The organism is Streptomyces ferrugineus, from assembly GCF_015160855.1.
Classification (GTDB): domain Bacteria; phylum Actinomycetota; class Actinomycetes; order Streptomycetales; family Streptomycetaceae; genus Streptomyces; species Streptomyces ferrugineus.
Genome location: NZ_CP063373.1, coordinates 5,721,921 through 5,738,477, shown reverse-complemented (window position 1 = coordinate 5,738,477; position 16,557 = coordinate 5,721,921). Strand labels below are relative to the sequence as shown.

The following is a 16,557-nucleotide window of genomic DNA, read 5'->3' as shown; positions in this document are numbered from 1 at the left end:
TGCTCCGCAAAGGAGTTGATCCTGTGAAGAGGCGCCGTACCGCAGCACTCGTCTCCTCGCTCGCCCTGGGAAGCGCCGCGCTGCTCCTCCAGCCCGCCCCGAGCGCGTCCGCCGCCGGGTTCGTGGTGAGCGAGGCCCAGTTCAACCAGATGTTCCCGAACCGGAACCCCTTCTACACCTACAGCGGCCTGACCGCCGCGCTGAGCGCCTACCCCGGCTTCGCCAACACCGGCAGCGACACCGTCAAGAAGCAGGAGGCCGCCGCCTTCCTCGCCAACGTCAACCACGAGACCGGCGGACTGGTCCACATCGTCGAGCAGAACACCGCCAACTACCCCCACTACTGCGACCGCAACCAGCCCTACGGCTGCCCCGCGGGCCAGGACGCCTACTACGGCCGCGGCCCCATCCAGCTCAGCTGGAACTTCAACTACAAGGCCGCCGGCGACGCCCTCGGCATCGACCTGCTCAACAACCCCTGGCGGGTGCAGAACGAGTCGGCCGTCGCCTGGAAGACCGGCCTGTGGTACTGGAACACGCAGACCGGCCCCGGCACCATGACCCCCCACAACGCCATGGTCAACCAGGCCGGCTTCGGCCAGACCATCCGCTCGATCAACGGCTCACTGGAATGCGACGGCAAGAACCCGGCCCAGGTACAGAGCCGCGTCGACGCCTACCAGCGGTTCACCTCGGTCCTCGGTGTCGCCCCCGGCGGCAACCTCTACTGCTGAAGCCCCTGTCCGCCCGCCCGTGTGTGCGAAACTCCGCCGATGACCTCCGAAACGATCACCGCGGACGCCGCGGGCACCTGGAAACTCGGCGACCTGTCCGTCAGCCGCGTCGGCTTCGGCGCGATGCGGCTCACGGGCAGCGCCGCCTTCCACCACGGGACGCCGAGCGACCGGTCACGCTCGATCGCCGTACTGCGCAAGGCGGTCGAGCTGGGCGTCGACCACATCGACACCGCCGCCTTCTACTTCTCCGCCCTCCGCTCCGCCAACGAACTGATCAACACCGCGCTGGCGCCGTACCCCGACGACCTGGTCATCGCCACCAAGGTCGGCCCCTTCCGCGACTACCACGGCGACTGGGGCACCTCGGCCCGCCCCGACCGACTGCGCGGCCACGTCGAGGAGAACCTGCGCCAGCTCGGCCGCGACCACCTGGACGTCGTCTACCTGCGCCGCATGCGGCAGGACTCCATCGCCGAGCACTTCGGCGCGCTGGCCGAGCTGCGTGAGGCCGGCCTGATCCGGCACCTCGGCATCTCGTCCGTGGAGCCACGGCACCTCGCCGAGGCGCAGGCCATCGCGCCCGTGGTGTCCGTGCAGAACCGGTACGCGCTCGACCGGCCCGACCCCGAGGCCGACGAACTCCTGCGCCTGTGCGGCGAGCAGGGCATCGCCTTCGTGCCGTTCTACGCCGTGGCCGGGGAGGCGGGGGAGCAGGGCGCGACCGCCCTGCACGACGACGAGGTGCTCGCCGTGGCCCGGGCGCACCGCGCGAGCCCCGCCCAGGTACGCATCGCCTGGACCCTGCATCAGGGCCCGCACGTTCTCGCCATCCCCGGCACCGGCAATCCCGAGCACCTGGCCGAGAACGTGGCCGCCGGCGCCCTGCGCCTCACCGACGACGAGCTGGCCCGGCTCAACGCGGCGCGAGAGCACGCCGGTTGAGCCGGACCGTATCGGCTGCGCTCAGCCCGCGTACCCAGTGACCGGGTAGTGGTCCGAGAGGTTCGTGTACGTGTAGTCGGTGCCCCAGCTGGTCACCGTCCAGGGCGCGCTCTGCTCCTTGACGACCTCGTTCTTCCAGGCCGTGGGTCGGGCGTGACCCGCGCGGTGCAGGACGTGGTCCAGGTCCTCGCGCGGGTCGTCGGGGTAGCGGTCGCGGGCGATGGAGTTGTCCTGCGTGTCGAAGGAGTACGGGTGCCCGGTGCGCGCGTCGGCTCCCACCAGCCCGCCGTCGGCGAGCATCGAGGCGTACTCCGGCGTACGCGAGTCGACGTTCAGGTCACCGGCGAGCAGCACCTGCTCGCCCGCCGGGATGTTCTTGGCGTCCAGGAACGCGTCGATCGTCTTGAACTGACGGCTGCGCATGGCGGCCGCCTCGCCCGCGTCGCAGCCCGGGTCCGTCGACTGGGCGTGCGTGCCGACGACGTGCACCTTGGTGCCGTTCACGTTCAGCACCACATACGCGAAGCCCTTGTTGGACCACCAGTCCGCCCCGCACGCGTCCTTGTAGACCCACTGCTCCTTGCGCACGACGGGCCACTTGCTCAGGACCGTGACCCCGCCGTCCTCGGGCGTCGTCGCCGAGTACGCGCCGCCGGTGGCGTCCCAGCCGCTCCTGGTGCGTCCGACGACCGGCGTCTGGTACGGGTAGCGGTCGGCGAGGGAGCTCTTCAGCGCGTCCGAGGAGGAGTTGTCGAACGCCTCCTGGAACACGATGACGTCATTGCCCTGTACGAACGGCGCCCTGGAGATCTCGGTGGCCCGGTGGTCCTGACCCCAGTTCGGGTAGAGGGCCTTGCTGAACAGGAAGACGTTGTACGACAGCACCTTGAGCGGCGGCGTCTGCTCGGCGGCCGACGCGCCGGGCGTTGCGCCCGCCAAGCCTGCGGTGGCGAGCGAGAGCGCGAGCACGGCCGAGCCATGTGCACGACGATGTGCGAAGAGCGTCACTGGATCTCCCTGTGGGTGAAGGGGGTTGAGTGGCGCCGCACATCAAACCATCAGGGATTACTCCTAGGTAACAGTCGTGCGGGAATCGGATGGCGAAGGGGCGTACGTATGGAAGTTGTTCAGACAAGCCAGATTCCGTCCCGCATGAGATGGCGCTGGGGTAGTTCGCGCTGCTCGTGCCAGGCCTGCACCGCACGCGGACGCACCCGGTAGTAGGCGTACGTCGCCGAGTCGCCGCGTGGGTCCCAGCCGGTCTTCGCCCGGAACGCCTCAGCCGCCGCGGGCGGCACCTCGTCGCTGCCGTAGGTCTCCACGTCGCCGTCGATGAGGACGACGTCGCGCGTGTCCCCGAAGGCCAGCCGGGTCCGGCGGCCGGCGCGGAGGTTGCGGCCCGTGGGGTTGCCGGGGCGGGTGGCCAGCCAGAGGGCCTCGCCGTCCCAGACGAACCACAGCGCGACCAGACACGGCACCCCGTCGGCGTCCGCCGAGGCCACCCAGACGTCGGTCTCCCGCTCCAGCCGGTCCAGCACGTCCCGCTTGCGGTGCTCGGGGCTGCGTGGCACTTCCGTGATCGTCATGGCCGGAACGCTAGTCGCCGACCGTCTTTCGCACCTCGGGCCGCAGGCGTAGGACCGTGGTCCCGGTCGTGACTGGCGCCGGAGAGGTTTTACGTATAACCTCTCCGGTCAACCGACTGCCCCGGAAGGCCCCGATGAGACACGTCGCCCTGGTCACCCTCGTCGTCGACGACTACGACGAGGCGATCCGCTTCTACACCGAAGCCCTCGGCTTCCGGCTCGTCGAGGACAGCCCGCGCCCGGACGGCTCCCGCTGGGTCGTCGTCCGGCCCGGCGACCAGGGCACCGGGATGCTGCTGGCCCGCGCCAAGGGCGACGAGCAGCGCGCCCGGGTCGGTGACCAGACCGGCGGCCGTGTCGGGTTCTTCCTGCACACCGACGACTTCGCCCGCGACCATGCCCGGATGCTCGCCGCCGGCGTGACCTTCCTGGAGGAGCCCCGGCATGAGCCCTACGGCTCGGTCGCCGTCTTCCAGGACCTGTACGGCAACCGCTGGGATTTGCTCCAGCCCGCCGCCTGACGCCCCTCCCGCCGCTTCGAACCGCCCCGCTCAAGGAAAGACCGCACCATGACCGCTACGCGCGTAGACGCCGATGTGATCCGCCGCCTCCCCAAGGCCGTCCTGCACGACCACCTCGACGGCGGTCTGCGCCCCGCCACCGTGGTGGAGCTGGCGGAGGCGGTCGGCCACACCCTGCCCACCACCGACCCGGACGAGCTCGCCGCCTGGTACTTCGACGCCGCGAACTCCGGCGACCTGGTCCGCTACATCGCCACCTTCGAGCACACCCTCGCCGTGCTGCAGACCCGCGAGGGTCTGCTGCGCACCGCCGAGGAGTACGTCCTCGACCTCGCGGCCGACGGTGTCGTCTACGGCGAGGTGCGCTACGCCCCCGAGCTGAACACCACCGGCGGGCTGACCCTCGCCGAGGTCGTCGAGACCGTCCAGGAGGGCCTCGCCGCCGGCATGGCGAAGGCCGCGGCCGCCGGCACCCCGGTGCGCGTCGGCACCCTGCTGTGCGGCATGCGGATGTTCGACCGGGTGCGCGAGGCCGCCGACCTGGCCGTCGCCTTCCGGGACGCCGGTGTCGTCGGCTTCGACATCGCCGGTGCCGAGGCCGGCTTCCCGGCCGCCGACCACCTGGACGCCTTCGAGCACCTGCGCCGCGAGAGCGTGCCCTTCACCATCCACGCCGGTGAGGCCGACGGCCTGTCCAGCATCCACCAGGCCCTGCAGATCTGCGGCGCCCAGCGCATCGGCCACGGCGTGCGCATCACCGACGACATCGTGGAGGGCAAGCTGGGCCGGCTCGCGGGCTGGGTCCGCGACCGCCGTATCGCGCTGGAGATGTGCCCGACCTCCAACCTCCAGACCGGCGCCGCCACCTCGATAGCCGGGCACCCGATCACCGAGCTGAAGGACCTGGGCTTCAGAGTCACCCTCAACACCGACAACCGTCTGGTGTCCGGGACGACGATGACCCGGGAGATGTCCCTGCTGGTCGAGGAGGCCGGCTGGACCGTCGAGGACCTGCGCACGGTCACGGTGAACGCCCTCAAGAGCGCGTTCATCCCGTTCGACGAGCGCACGGCCCTCATCGAGGACGTCGTCCTGCCGGGGTACGCGGCCGAGCTGTGACGCGGCCCGCGGGCTACGGCAGGGGCAGCAGCCCGCGGACGTAGGCGGCCTGTCCGACGTGCTGGAGATCGTCGGACAGGACGCTGACCAGCCGTACGCCCAGCGTGACCGGCGGATCCCAGCGCTCGTCCACGACCCGCTCCAGATCCCTGGCCGCCAGCTCGCGCAGCGCGCCGAGGCTCTGGGCGTGCACGGCGTCGTAGTAGCCGGTCAGCAGGTCACCGGAGTCGACGCGCACCTTGGCGACCTTCGCCGGGGTGTGGCCGTAGCCGGTGTCGTGGCGTGGCAGGTCGAGGCCGAAGGTCTTCTGCCAGTCCTGTGCCAGCCACACCTGGTCGAGGTCGAAGGCGTCGGCGACGTGGTCGTCCTGGACCCGGGTGAGATGCCAGATCAGCCAGGCGACGGAGTTGGCGTCGGGGGAGGGCCGGGCGGTCAGCTCGTCCGGGCCGAGGCCGTCGACGGCGGCGTGGACTTCTTCCTGGATGCGGTTGTACCCGTCGATGAGGATGTCCTTCGCATGCATGGCTCCACCATCGCGCAACCGCCCGTCACTCGCCTTCCGTCTGCAGCAGTGCCATCAGCGCCCGGGCCGCCGGGCTGGTGGCCTGCGCGGGCGGCAGCAGGGCGACCGTCTCGTAGACGGTCTCATCGGTGTCCTTCACCGGCAGGGCGGTCAGGGTCGGCCGCTTGTGCCGGAAGTGCCGCGGTACGACGGCGACGCCGAGGTTCTCGTCCACCAGGTCCAGGAGGCTGTGCACGTCGTTGACCTCCAGCGCCACGCTCCGCCGTACGCCCGCGGCCGCGAAGACCGCGTCGGTGGTGCGGCGCGGTCCCCAGTCCGGATGGAAGTCGACGAAGACCTCCCCGCCCAGCTCCTCCGGGGTGACCGCCGCCCCGGCGGCCGCGAGCCGGTGACTCGGATGGCACAGGACGGTCATCGGCTCGCCGTACAGCGGTACGACCCGCAGCTGTTCGGTGTCCTCCTGTGCGGCCCGCACGGCGAAGGCCATGTCGAGTCGGCCGGCCGCGACCTCCTCCGCGAGCGCGCCCGAGCCCGCCTGGCGCAGACAGATCTCCACGTCCGGGTGCTCCCGCCGGAAGGCCGCGAGCAGCCCCGCCACATGCACCCCGGCGATGCACTGCTCGGACCCGAGTGCCAGCATCCCGCGCAGCACACCCTGCACCGCGGCCACCGCCTCGTGCGCGGCCCGCACCTGCGCCAGGATCCGCTCCGCCTCGCACAGCAGGGCCCGGCCGGCCGGGGTGAGCGTCACCCGGCGGGTCGTGCGCACGAACAGCGGGGTCTGCAACTCCCGCTCCAGTGCCCGGATCGAGGCCGACAGGCCGGACTGGGACACCAGCAGGCGCTCGGCCGCCCGGGTGAAGTGCTGGTCCTCGGCGACCGCCACGAAGTGCTGGAGATGGCGCAGTTCCATGATTGAGCAGCGTAGCCGCTGAATCCCATCTGATTTACCTGTTGGACCACTGCGCGCAGGTCGCGACAGAGTGGAGGGCGACCGGAAGCCGGTTCCTCGGAGCCGTCCTTCGTGTGCCAACCCCTCTGGAGTCGCGTTGTACACCGCACACCCCGACCGCTACGCGGACATGCCCTACCGGCGCACCGGACGCAGCGGCCTCAAGCTCCCCGCGCTGTCCCTCGGACTGTGGCACAACTTCGGTCCGGACCGCCCGGTCGAGACGCAGCGGTCCATCCTGCGCCGCGCCTTCGATCTCGGCGTCACCCACTTCGACCTGGCCAACAACTACGGCCCACCGCCCGGCGCCGCCGAGACGGCGTTCGGCGAGGCCATGAAGACGGACTTCGCGCCGTACCGCGACGAGCTGATCATCTCCACCAAGGCCGGCTATCTGATGTGGCCCGGCCCGTACGGCGAGTGGGGCTCGCGCAAGTACCTGCTGTCCTCGCTCGACCAGAGCCTGCGGCGGATGGGCCTGGACTACGTCGACATCTTCTACTCGCACCGCCCCGACCCGGACACTCCGCTCGAGGAGACGATGGGCGCCCTGCACTCGGCGGTGCAGCAGGGCAAGGCGCTCTACGTCGGCATCTCCAACTACTCGGCCGAGCAGACCCGCGAGGCCGCCCGCATCCTGCGCGAGCTGGGCACCCCGCTGCTCATCCACCAGCCGCGCTACTCGATGCTCGACCGCCGCCCCGAGGACGAGGGCCTGCTCGACGCCCTGGACGAGCTCCAGGTCGGCTCCATCGTCTTCTCCCCGCTGGAGCAGGGTCTGCTGACCGGCCGCTACCTCGACGGCATCCCGGAGGGCTCGAGGGCCGCGAGCGACAGCCCGTTCCTGAACTCCGACGCGATCACCGAGGATCTCGTCGGCAAGCTGCGCGCCCTCGACGACATCGCCGAGTCCCGTGGTCAGACCCTGGCCCAGCTGGCCCTCGCCTGGGTCCTGCGCGGCGGCCGGGTGACCTCCGCGCTCGTCGGCGCCAGCAGCGCACAGCAGATCGAGGACAGCGTCGCGGCCGCCCGCAACCTGGACTTCGGCGCGGAGGAGCTGGCCCGGATCGACGCGGTGCTCAAGGGGTGAGCCGTTCGGTCAGGTGAACGGTCACGGAGTCGCCCTCCTGCTTCCCGATGGCCTTGCGCACATCGGCCTTCACGGGAAGCTTGTGGGTGCCGTCTCCGAGGGCCATGAACGAACTGCGGAACGGATGTCCGTCGATCGTCCCGCGGATCTTGACCAGTCCGCGGGTGCCGAAGAACTCGGCGGACTCCGGCCACACGACATAGGTCCAACCACCCTTGCTCGGGCTCTTGCGCAGGACGGCGGTGAACTCCGCGTCCACATGCGCGCTCGTGGTCATGATGTGCTCCGTTCCGCAGCGGTCTCTCCTGCCTTCACCGGGACAGACCGCCGCGACGCGCGGAACTCATCGCTCACGCCTCGGCGGGCACCCGGTCCAGGAAGCCGAGGACGGAGGTGATCCGCCCCTCCGGGTCCAGCGTGATCACATCGGACCCGGCCACGGGTGCCGAGCCGTCGGCCTCGCTCACCAGCTCCCAGGAGAAGCGCGCGGTGTCGTGATGGCCCTCGACCGAGCCGGTGAGCCGGAAGACGAAGCCGGGGAACCGCGCGTGCGCCGCCGAGACGACGGCCACGATCCCTTCGTGGCCGCGGACGTCGGCCAGGGGGTCGGTGTAGCCGCCCTGCGGGCTCCAGGCGGTGGCCACCGCCCGGGCCAGAGCCTCGGGCTCGCGGGTGTTCCACGCCTCGAAGTAGCGGGCGACGGCGCTGTCGTAACGATCGGTGTGCGCGGGCATGGGGATCAGCCTCCAACGAGGTCGTAAGTGCTGCTCAGAACCGGGATCCCGGTCGCGGTGACCCGGTACCGCCACGATGCCCGCCCGGGCCGGAAAGCTCGATTACGCCCGAGGTAATGCCCGCCTCGAAGGCGGAGTTGACCTATACCTGACGTATTTCGGCCAGTACCGGCTGTGAATATGCCAGGAGAGTGGCCGGAAAGTCGTGGTGACAGTGTTTCAGTAGTGAACATACTCGACTACGAGGGCGCTTCACTTGGGGCGACGACGCCCTTACACACCGCTCACGAGCCGCACGGGAAGCGAGGTCCGCCGGCAGGCGAACACGGCACCACGGGGGAGGCTACGTGCACGACGAGTTCCTTTGCCATGTCACCGCATACGGCGTCTGCGGCGGGCGGCGCATCGGAGTGCCCCTGGGTACCTACCGGGCGCCCACCCTGGCCCTCGCCCTGTGGTGGTTACGGGACCGGGCGTCCTGGATGGCCGAGCGATTAGACCCGCGACCGGAGGCAGAGCACTTCCCGCCGAGCTCGCTCGTCCCGGTCGCCGACACCGTCCCCGACGTCCCGGCCGCACTGCGCACCTGGTGCGGCGACGTCGACCAACAGGAGCTGGTCGCCGACGAGTTGGCGGCCGGTCGCCTGGTCCGGATCGCCGTGAGCGACGACACCACCGAATACGAACTGCTCGCCGAGTCCGTGGACGCCCTGCGGATGCAGCGGACCATCCCGGCACTGGTGATGCCCGTCGCCTGACCCCCGGTACCCCAACGGTCCCACCCTGGCGCAAGTGGGCACACATATGGGCAGATCGATAGAATCCTGGCATGGCGGAGCGTTCTGTCGCACCGGCCGCACCCGTACTCGTCATGGAGACCGAGTCGGGCTCGACCGTGTTGACCCCGGGCCGTGACTACCGCGTAGGACGCGACCCGCTCAGCGACATCGTCATCGACGACGCCCGCGTCTCCTGGCACCACGCGGTGTTCCACCCCGAGGCCGACCACTGGACCCTCGCGGACGACGACAGCACGAACGGCACCTACACCGACGGCCACCGCATCCAGCACTGGGACGTCGGGCCCGGCACCGTCATCCGCTTCGGCAACCCCTCCGACGGCCCCCGCGCGATCCTGCTGGACCGCCCCCCGGCCGCGGCACCGGAACGCCCCTCGGCCGTGTCCATGCCCGGGCGCACGGGCACCTTCCGGCAGCCCACCAACGTCCGGCCGCTGACCACCCGCACCGTCCGCATCGGCCGCGCCGCCGACAACGACCTGGTCGTCGACGACCTGGTCGTCTCCCGCCACCACGCCGAGCTGCACACCCTGCCCGACGGGACCTACGAGATCGTCGACCTGGGCAGCCACAACGGCACCTACCTCAACGGCGGCGCCGTCACCGTCGCGCCGATCGGCCCCGGGGACGTCGTCGGCATCGGACACTCCGCGTTCTGCCTGGTCGGCGACCAGCTCCAGGAGTACGTCGACACCGGCGAGATCTCCCTGGAGGTGCAGGACCTCGCGGTCACCGTCGACCACGGCCGCAAGACCCTCCTCGACCACGTCTCCTTCCCGGTGGGGGAGAAGTGCCTGCTCGCCGTCGTCGGACCGAGCGGAGCGGGCAAGTCCACCCTCCTGGGCGCCCTCACCGGGCAGCGCCCCGCCGACCACGGCACCGTCCTCTACGACGGCCGCGACCTCTACCGCGACTACGCCGAGCTGCGCCAGCGCATCGGCCTGGTCCCTCAGGACGACATCCTGCACGCCCAACTCACCGTCCGCAGCGCCCTGTCCTACGCCGCCGAGCTGCGCTTCCCCCAGGACACCGCCAAGGACGAGCGCCGCGCCCGGGTCGAGGAGGTCATCCACGAGCTGGGCCTGGAGCAGCGCGCCCTGCAGCCCGTGCACAGCCTGTCGGGCGGGCAGCGCAAGCGCGTCAGCGTCGCCCTGGAACTGCTCACCAAGCCCTCGCTGCTGTTCCTCGACGAGCCGACCTCCGGGCTCGACCCCGGCATGGACCGCTCGGTGATGCACATGCTGCGCGGCCTGGCCGACGACGGCCGCACCGTCATCGTCGTCACCCACAGCGTGCTCAGCCTCGATACCTGCGACCGCCTCCTCGTCCTCGCACCCGGCGGACGCATCGCCTACTACGGGCCGCCCGAGGAGGCGCTGCCCTTCTTCGGCTTCGAGCACTGGCCGGAGGCCTTCGAGGCCTTCGAACGCGACCGGGAACGCGACTGGGCGGGCGACTACCGGGCCGCGTCCTGCCACCGGCGGTACATCGCCGACGCGACCGCACAGCCCCGGCAGCCCCGCACCGACCCCGTCGTCATCGGCCGGCCGCCCCGCCCGCGCACCCGTGGCGCCCAGCTCGGCATCCTGTCCCGCCGCTACGCCACCGCGCTCGGCGCCGACCGCACCTTCCTCGTCATCATGATCGCCCTGCCGTTCGTGATGGGCGCCATGGCCCGGGCCCTGGCGGGCAGCAGGCTGACCCAGGCGACGGCGATGAACGCGCTGCTCATCCTGTGCGTCGGCGGCGTCCTGACCGGCGCGGCCAACGCGGTGCGCGAGCTCGTCAAGGAGCGCGTCATCTACCAGCGCGAACGCGCCGTCGGCCTGTCCAGATCGGCGTACCTGATGTCCAAGGTCGTGGTCCTGGGCACGATCACCGTCCTCCAGGCCGTCGTGCTGACCCTGGTCGCCCTGCTCGGCGTCGATCTCGACGCCCCCGGCGGCGAAGGCGTGTTGATGCCGCCCCTGGTCGAGATCACCGTGGCCGTCGCCCTGCTCGCCTTCACCGCGATGATGCTCGGCCTGGTCGTCTCCGCGCTGGTGCGCAAGGAGGAGGTGACGATGCCGCTGCTGGTGCTCCTCGCCATCGTCCAGGTCGTCTTCTGCGGCGCCCTGCTCAAGCTCCACGGCGTCCCCGGCCTGGAGCAGCTCTCCTGGCTGGTGCCGTCGCGATGGGCGCTCGGCGCGATGGCCGGCACCGTCGAACTGGCCCGGATCGTGCCCGGCGACCTGACCGGCGATCCGCTGTTCGAGCACTCGGCCGGGGTGTGGCTGTTCAACGTGGCCATGCTGATCGTGCTCTCCGCGCTCTTCGGCTTCCTCGTCTCCCGGCTGCTGCGCCGGCGCGAACCCGCCGTGATGCGGAAGTAGGCGCAGGCGATGACTTCCCCCGGCTTCCGGCCCACGCACGTCGTCCCCGGACACGGCATGTCCGCCTGGGAGGCCCCCGACCCCGCCCGGCCGACCGTGCCCCTCGACGCCTTCCTGCCGGTCCAGCTCGTCGAACGGCGCGGCGACTGGGGACGCGTCCTGTGCGCCAACGGCTGGTCCGCCTGGGTCGACGGCCGCTCCCTGGTCGCCGTACCGCAGGACCCGCCCACCGCCGACGGCGGCCCGCCGGCCCGCACCGCCGACCCGCGCCCGCTGCTCGCCCGGGCCGAGCGGGCACTGAACGGCTACCGGGCCTCGGTCGAGGACCTGGCGGCCGGCGGCCTGGACGGCGAGGGCTTCCGGGCCCGCACCCGGGGGGTACGGGTCGGGGTGGTCGTCGACGGGGAGTCCGTGTGGTTGTACGACGCCGAGCACGGGCGGTGGGTGTACACGGACGGCACCCGGCTGAGCACCTACGCGACGGACGCCGAGCCCCGTGCGAAGGCGGAGCCCGGCCACGCACCGACCCAGGTCGTGACGCCCGATGGCCCGTGACACGAGCCTGTTCTCGGGCCGGCCCTCCGAGCTGATCGGCCGGCAGGTCGCCGGCTACCGCATCGAGCGCGAGATCGGCCGCGGCGGCATGGCCGTGGTCTACCGCGCCCGGGATCTGCGCCTGGACCGCACCGTCGCGCTGAAGCTCCTCGCCCCCGAGCTGGCCCGCAACGACACCTTCCGGCGCCGCTTCACCCACGAGTCCCGGGCCGCCGCGGCGATCGACCACCCGCACATCGTGCCGGTCTTCGAAGCGGGCGAGACGGACGGCGTCCTGTACATCGCCATGCGCTACGTCTCCGGCAGCGACCTGCGCTCGCTCCTCGACCGCCAGGGCCCGCTGCCGCCGGGGACGGTCCTGCGCATCGCCGCCCAGGTCGCCTCCGCCCTCGACGCGGCCCATGAGCACGGCCTGGTCCACCGGGACGTGAAACCCGGCAACATCCTCGTCGCCCGCGGCACCGACAGCGACCACCCCGAGCACGTCTATCTCACCGACTTCGGCCTGACGAAGAAGTCGCTGTCGCTGACCGGATTCACGACCGTCGGCCAGTTCGTCGGCACCCTCGACTACGTGGCCCCCGAGCAGATCTCCGGCAAGCCGGTCGACGCGCGCTGCGACGTCTACGGGTTCGGTTGCGTGGTCTACGAGTGCCTGGCGGGCCATCCGCCGTTCCGCCGCGACGACGACATGGCCTTGCTGTGGGCCCACCAGTTCGACGAGCCGCCACCCCTGACCGAGGCGCGCTCCGACCTCGCCCCGCCGGTCGACGCCGTGTTCCGCCGGGCCCTGGCCAAGAACCCCGACCACCGCCAGGACTCCTGCCTCGCCTTCGTCGCCGACCTGCGCGCCGCCATGACCGGCGGCGCGGCCACGGCACACGCGCCAACGGAGGTCGACCTCAGGGTCGCGGGGCTGGAGAAGGAGTCCCGGGCCGCGCGACCACCGAGGAAACCCGCGCCGGACCCGCCGAAGCCGCCGCCCCGCTGGGCCGCTCCGGTCTTCGGCCGGTGAACGCCGCGCCGGCCGTACGTCGGCACACGCCGAGCGGTGTCCCGCAGGCGACCGGTCCCTCGCTCAGCCTGCGGCCTCGCCGCGGTGCCGCGTCGGCCGAGCCAGCAGCCCGTCGAGGGAACCCGCGCCGGACCCGCCGAAGCCGCCGCCCCGCTGGGCCGCTCCGGTCTTCGGCCGGTGAACGCCGCGCCGGCCGTACGTCGGCACACGCCGAGCGGTGTCCCGCAGGCGACCGGTCCCTCGCTCAGCCTGCGGCCTCGCCGCGGTGCCGCGTCGGCTGAGCCAGCAGCCCGCCGAGGAATCCGGTCACCATCCTCCACAGCAGTGCCAGGCCGAAGGCCGATCACACCTCGGGGGCCGGTGGGCGCCGCGCCGGCCGTACGTCGGGACACGCCGAGCGGTGTCCCGCAGGCGACCGGTCCCTCGCTCAGCCTGCGGCCTCGCCGCGGTGCCGCGTCGGCCGAGCCAGCAGCCCGCCGAGGAATCCGGTCACCAGCCCCCACAGCAGCGCCAGGCCGAAGGCCGACCACACCTCGGGTCTCAGGAACAGCTCGCCGCCCAGATCGCCGCCGAGGTCGCCGATGCCCAGGACCGACAGTCCGTAGTGCGCGGAGATCCGGCCGACGAGGCAGATCATCAGCACCGTCAGCGCCAGCGCCACCGCCATGTGCACGCCGTGCTGCCAGGCACGCGTCCGGGCCGGCGAGCGCCTCGCCATCACGAACGCGGCGGCGACCAGCAGGGCCGCGTCCACGGCCACCAGCCACCACACCCGCCCGTCGTGCTCGGAGAGCGTGCCCAGATTGAGCTCGGCGACCTCCTTGCCGCGCAGTACCTCGTCCAGCACATGCGGCATGGGCAGCCCGAACGGCCCGTCCACCCGGCCGTTCCAGGTGGCGCCGAGCCCGATCGTCAGGGCGAGCCACACCAGGTTCGGCAACCCGAGCAGGATCACCGCGAACGTCTGTGCCGCGTGCCCGCGCGTCGCCGCGACGACCAGCCCGATGACGACGCCCAGCCCGACGTACGCGAGCAACAGCGCCACCATGGCGTACGCCGCCGGCCGCACCGACTCCTGGAAGCGCAGCAGTCGCCCCGGCAGCGGGGCGCCGCGCGCGACCAGCAGGGTCAGCACGAGCACGCCCGCCAGCCACAGCAGGCCGAAGAACACGGTGGTCAGGACATCGGTGGTGAAGCCGACCTCGGGTGAGATGCCGAACAGGTCGCCCAGGTCGCCCAGCTCCTCCTGCCCGAAGTCGTCGAGGGAGAGGGAGAAGGTCTGGCGGGCGGAGAGGGCCAGCGCCAGCAGCGCGAGCAGCCACAGCACGGCGATCCTCGCGGCCCACCCCGCCAACTCCGCCGCGCCCGCGACCGCCCGGTGCCGCAACGGCCGCAGAAAACCGGCGGCCAGCACGAGGGCGCCGGTGAGCGTGACGGACAGCGGGATCACGGTCAGCCCGGCGTCGGACTCGGCCAGCCCTCCGGCGTTCCCCGAGAGCTCGACCGTGCCGCCGACCGCCGTGACCACGGTCGCCGCGACGACACGCGGGAAGGCGCCGTCCGGGAGATCGGCCGCCCCGGCCGCCCACAGCCCGAGCGCGGCGACCACCCCCATCGAGACCAGCCCCGCCAACACCGCGACGAGGGCCCGCACCCAGCCAAGGGCCCGCACCCAGCCATGGGCGGCCACGGCCGGACGGGAGGGGGGCGGCGCACTCACCCTGCCCACGCTAAGGAGCACTTCAGCGGTGCGCTCGCCGGGAGGTCCGTCCGCGTCGGCTTGCGGGCCGCGCGGGATCGGAACACAGAATGGGAGCGTTGCGAAAAGCCGTAAATGCTTACAGAACGGCAACACAGGCCCCGTGTCGGGAAGAAGGCTTCGTGAGCGTCGAACCTCCCTCGTCCGGCCGCCCCACAGGACCGCCCTCGGGCCCCCTGTCGGGCCCCTCCCAGCCGCCCTCCGGCCCGCCCTCGCCGCCCCCGTCCGGCGGTGGCGGCGGCGCGGCGCCCGGACCGGAACCCCACCGGCCCTGGTGGCGGTCCGCGCCCCGGATCGCGGTGCTCACCACCGTGGTCGTGGCCGCCGTGGTCATCGCCGTCGTCCTCTCCCGCGGCGACGGCGGCACCGGCAAGAGCGGCGAGGTCTTCCTCCAGGCGGCGGACAGGACGGGCCCCGACCCGTTCACCGCGTCCACGGCGAAGGACAGCTCCGCCGCGCCCGTCACCCCGTCCCCGCCCACCGGGTCGGAGCCGTCGAACGCCGTGCGCGGCGTCGACGGCGGGGCGCCCGGCCTGTACGGCGGCAGCCGCAACGTGGCCGCCTGCGACGTGGAGAAGCAGATCACGTACCTCCGGGAGGTCCCGGCGAAGAACGACGCGTTCGCCTCCGTCTCCCGGGTCGAGCCCTCCGACGTCCCGGCGTACCTGCGCTCCCTCACCCCGGTCCAACTGCGCCTGGACACCCGCGTCACCAACCACGGCTACGTCGACGGCGCCGCCACCAGCTACCAGGCCGTCCTCCAGACCGGCACCGCCGTCCTCGTCGACGACCGCGGGGAGCCCCGGGTGCGGTGCGCCTGCGGCAACCCGCTGACCCGGCCGGTCGCCCAGCAGGGCACGCCCCGGCACACGGGTGATTCCTGGCCGTCGTTCCGCTCCTCGAACGTCGTGGTGATCGCGCCCTCGACGACGATCATCGACGTCTTCGTCATCTACGACGAGGACGACGACCAGTGGGTCGCGCGCCACCGGGGCGACGACGGCGGCAAGGACAGGAAGACCGACCGGCCCAAGCAGCCCACCCCGTCGCCGAGCCTGTCGACACCCACGTCGCCGACATCGCCGAGTTCACCGTCGACTCCGCAGACCTCCACCCCCGAGACGTCCCCGCAGACATCGCCGACGGAGCCCACGACGACCGAGCCCGAGACGCCCGACACGCCCACCACACAGCTGCCGCCCGACGGGGACACGGCCACCACGTCACAGTCCGCGCCGACCGGTCCCGCACCGCAGTCGCCCCCGCTGTGACGTACGGCGCCACCTGCAGAGTGACTGCGCGGCTCCGCTCTGGGTACGAGGACTGGTGCAACAGGGTCCGGCCAGTCCGGCTTCCGAGAGAGAAACGCATGACCGAGCACGTGGACGGTGCAGTGATTACGACTGGTTTCGACGTGCCCGTGGAACCGCTACGGCGGGCGGCGCACTACAGCGGTGAACCGGGGTGCATCGCCGAGGCGAGGTCCTTCGCCGCGCTGTTCCTCGGGCGGCTCAGGACCGAGTGGTGCGCCACGATCGCGGAGACCGCCGAGGACAAGGTGCTCCTGGTGGTCAGCGAGCTGGTCACCAACGCCGACCGGCACAGCAACGGCCCCTACATCCTGGACATGGAGGGCACCGACGACGCGGTGTCGGTCTGCGTGTACGACAGCAGCTCCGCCCTGCCCCGCCGCTACCCCAGGGACCCGGAGCGCGTCGGCCGGCACGGTCTGGAGATAGTGCACGCGCTGGCGACGGAGGTCGCCGTGGAGCGGGTGCCGGTCGGCAAGCGGGTGCGGGCGGTGCTCCGCCTCGCCGACGAGTGACGGTCGCGGCCGGAAACCGGTGGGCGG

18 protein-coding genes are annotated in these 16,557 nt (G+C 71.9%); 11 read left to right on the top strand and 7 right to left on the bottom strand.

The window, feature by feature from the left end:
• Window positions 1-23 precede the first annotated feature (23 nt).
• Entirely contained in the window at window positions 24-734 is a 711-nt protein-coding gene (locus IM697_RS25915) for a chitinase (protein WP_194038509.1), read from the top strand.
• 39 nt (window positions 735-773) lie between these two features.
• Entirely contained in the window at window positions 774-1,679 is a 906-nt protein-coding gene (locus IM697_RS25910) for an aldo/keto reductase (RefSeq protein ID WP_194038508.1), read from the top strand.
• A 21-nt stretch (window positions 1,680-1,700) separates the two neighbouring features.
• Here the strand turns inward: IM697_RS25910 and sph are convergent, their stop codons facing one another.
• Both sph and IM697_RS25900 read right to left on the bottom strand, forming a co-directional pair.
• Window positions 1,701-2,687, bottom strand: a complete 987-nt coding sequence (gene sph, locus IM697_RS25905) for a sphingomyelin phosphodiesterase (protein ID WP_194038507.1) — start codon at window positions 2,685-2,687, stop codon at window positions 1,701-1,703.
• A gap of 119 nt (window positions 2,688-2,806) precedes the next feature.
• Window positions 2,807-3,265: a pyridoxamine 5'-phosphate oxidase family protein gene (locus IM697_RS25900; protein WP_194038506.1), complete on the bottom strand. Its 459-nt coding sequence runs from the start codon at window positions 3,263-3,265 to the stop codon at window positions 2,807-2,809.
• 134 nt (window positions 3,266-3,399) lie between these two features.
• Here IM697_RS25900 and IM697_RS25895 point away from each other — a divergent pair, with 134 nt between their 5' ends.
• Window positions 3,400-3,786, top strand: coding sequence for a VOC family protein (locus tag IM697_RS25895; protein ID WP_194038505.1), 387 nt, complete (start codon window positions 3,400-3,402; stop codon window positions 3,784-3,786).
• 48 nt (window positions 3,787-3,834) lie between these two features.
• Complete coding sequence (locus IM697_RS25890; RefSeq protein ID WP_194038504.1) at window positions 3,835-4,905, top strand: adenosine deaminase; 1,071 nt, start codon at window positions 3,835-3,837, stop codon at window positions 4,903-4,905.
• 13 nt (window positions 4,906-4,918) lie between these two features.
• On the opposite strand, the gene IM697_RS25885 is transcribed toward IM697_RS25890, so the two are convergent.
• Together IM697_RS25885 and IM697_RS25880 are read right to left on the bottom strand one after the other, a co-directional pair.
• Window positions 4,919-5,428: a mycothiol transferase gene (locus IM697_RS25885; RefSeq protein WP_194038503.1), complete on the bottom strand. Its 510-nt coding sequence runs from the start codon at window positions 5,426-5,428 to the stop codon at window positions 4,919-4,921.
• Window positions 5,429-5,453: 25 nt separating this feature from the next.
• Window positions 5,454-6,341 carry a LysR family transcriptional regulator gene (locus IM697_RS25880; RefSeq protein ID WP_194038502.1) on the bottom strand — a complete coding sequence of 296 codons (888 nt, stop codon included), beginning with the start codon at window positions 6,339-6,341 and terminating at the stop codon, window positions 5,454-5,456.
• 136 nt (window positions 6,342-6,477) lie between these two features.
• Between IM697_RS25880 and mgrA the strand changes: the two genes are divergently transcribed.
• Complete coding sequence (gene mgrA / locus IM697_RS25875) at window positions 6,478-7,470, top strand: L-glyceraldehyde 3-phosphate reductase (protein WP_194038501.1); 993 nt, start codon at window positions 6,478-6,480, stop codon at window positions 7,468-7,470.
• Here mgrA and IM697_RS25870 read toward each other — a convergent pair.
• Window positions 7,460-7,747, bottom strand: coding sequence for a DUF1905 domain-containing protein (locus IM697_RS25870; RefSeq protein WP_194038500.1), 288 nt, complete (start codon window positions 7,745-7,747; stop codon window positions 7,460-7,462). The genes mgrA and IM697_RS25870 overlap by 11 nt on opposite strands.
• A 73-nt stretch (window positions 7,748-7,820) precedes the next feature.
• On the bottom strand, window positions 7,821-8,204 hold the full coding sequence (locus IM697_RS25865; RefSeq protein WP_194038499.1) for a nuclear transport factor 2 family protein: 384 nt from the start codon (window positions 8,202-8,204) through the stop codon (window positions 7,821-7,823).
• Window positions 8,205-8,551: 347 nt separating this feature from the next.
• Here IM697_RS25865 and IM697_RS25860 point away from each other — a divergent pair, with 347 nt between their 5' ends.
• From IM697_RS25860 to IM697_RS25845, 4 genes are all read left to right on the top strand, one after another.
• The gene (locus tag IM697_RS25860; RefSeq protein WP_194038498.1) at window positions 8,552-8,962 is read left to right on the top strand and encodes a hypothetical protein; all 411 of its coding nucleotides are present in this window, start codon (window positions 8,552-8,554) and stop codon (window positions 8,960-8,962) included.
• A 71-nt stretch (window positions 8,963-9,033) separates the two neighbouring features.
• Window positions 9,034-11,376, top strand: coding sequence for an FHA domain-containing protein (locus IM697_RS25855; protein WP_194038497.1), 2,343 nt, complete (start codon window positions 9,034-9,036; stop codon window positions 11,374-11,376).
• Window positions 11,377-11,385: 9 nt separating this feature from the next.
• On the top strand, window positions 11,386-11,931 hold the full coding sequence (locus IM697_RS25850; protein ID WP_194038496.1) for a hypothetical protein: 546 nt from the start codon (window positions 11,386-11,388) through the stop codon (window positions 11,929-11,931).
• The gene (locus IM697_RS25845; protein WP_194038495.1) at window positions 11,921-12,946 is read left to right on the top strand and encodes a serine/threonine-protein kinase; all 1,026 of its coding nucleotides are present in this window, start codon (window positions 11,921-11,923) and stop codon (window positions 12,944-12,946) included. The genes IM697_RS25850 and IM697_RS25845 overlap by 11 nt, the downstream gene beginning before the upstream one ends.
• 427 nt (window positions 12,947-13,373) lie before the next feature.
• Here IM697_RS25845 and IM697_RS25840 read toward each other — a convergent pair whose 3' ends face one another.
• Window positions 13,374-14,666 carry a streptophobe family protein gene (locus tag IM697_RS25840; RefSeq protein ID WP_194038494.1) on the bottom strand — a complete coding sequence of 431 codons (1,293 nt, stop codon included), beginning with the start codon at window positions 14,664-14,666 and terminating at the stop codon, window positions 13,374-13,376.
• Window positions 14,667-14,827: 161 nt separating this feature from the next.
• Between IM697_RS25840 and IM697_RS25835 the strand changes: the two genes are divergently transcribed.
• On the top strand, window positions 14,828-15,976 hold the full coding sequence (locus tag IM697_RS25835) for a DUF6777 domain-containing protein (protein ID WP_228044171.1): 1,149 nt from the start codon (window positions 14,828-14,830) through the stop codon (window positions 15,974-15,976).
• A gap of 98 nt (window positions 15,977-16,074) precedes the next feature.
• Window positions 16,075-16,530, top strand: a complete 456-nt coding sequence (locus IM697_RS25830) for an ATP-binding protein (RefSeq protein WP_194038492.1) — start codon at window positions 16,075-16,077, stop codon at window positions 16,528-16,530.
• Window positions 16,531-16,557 lie beyond the last annotated feature (27 nt).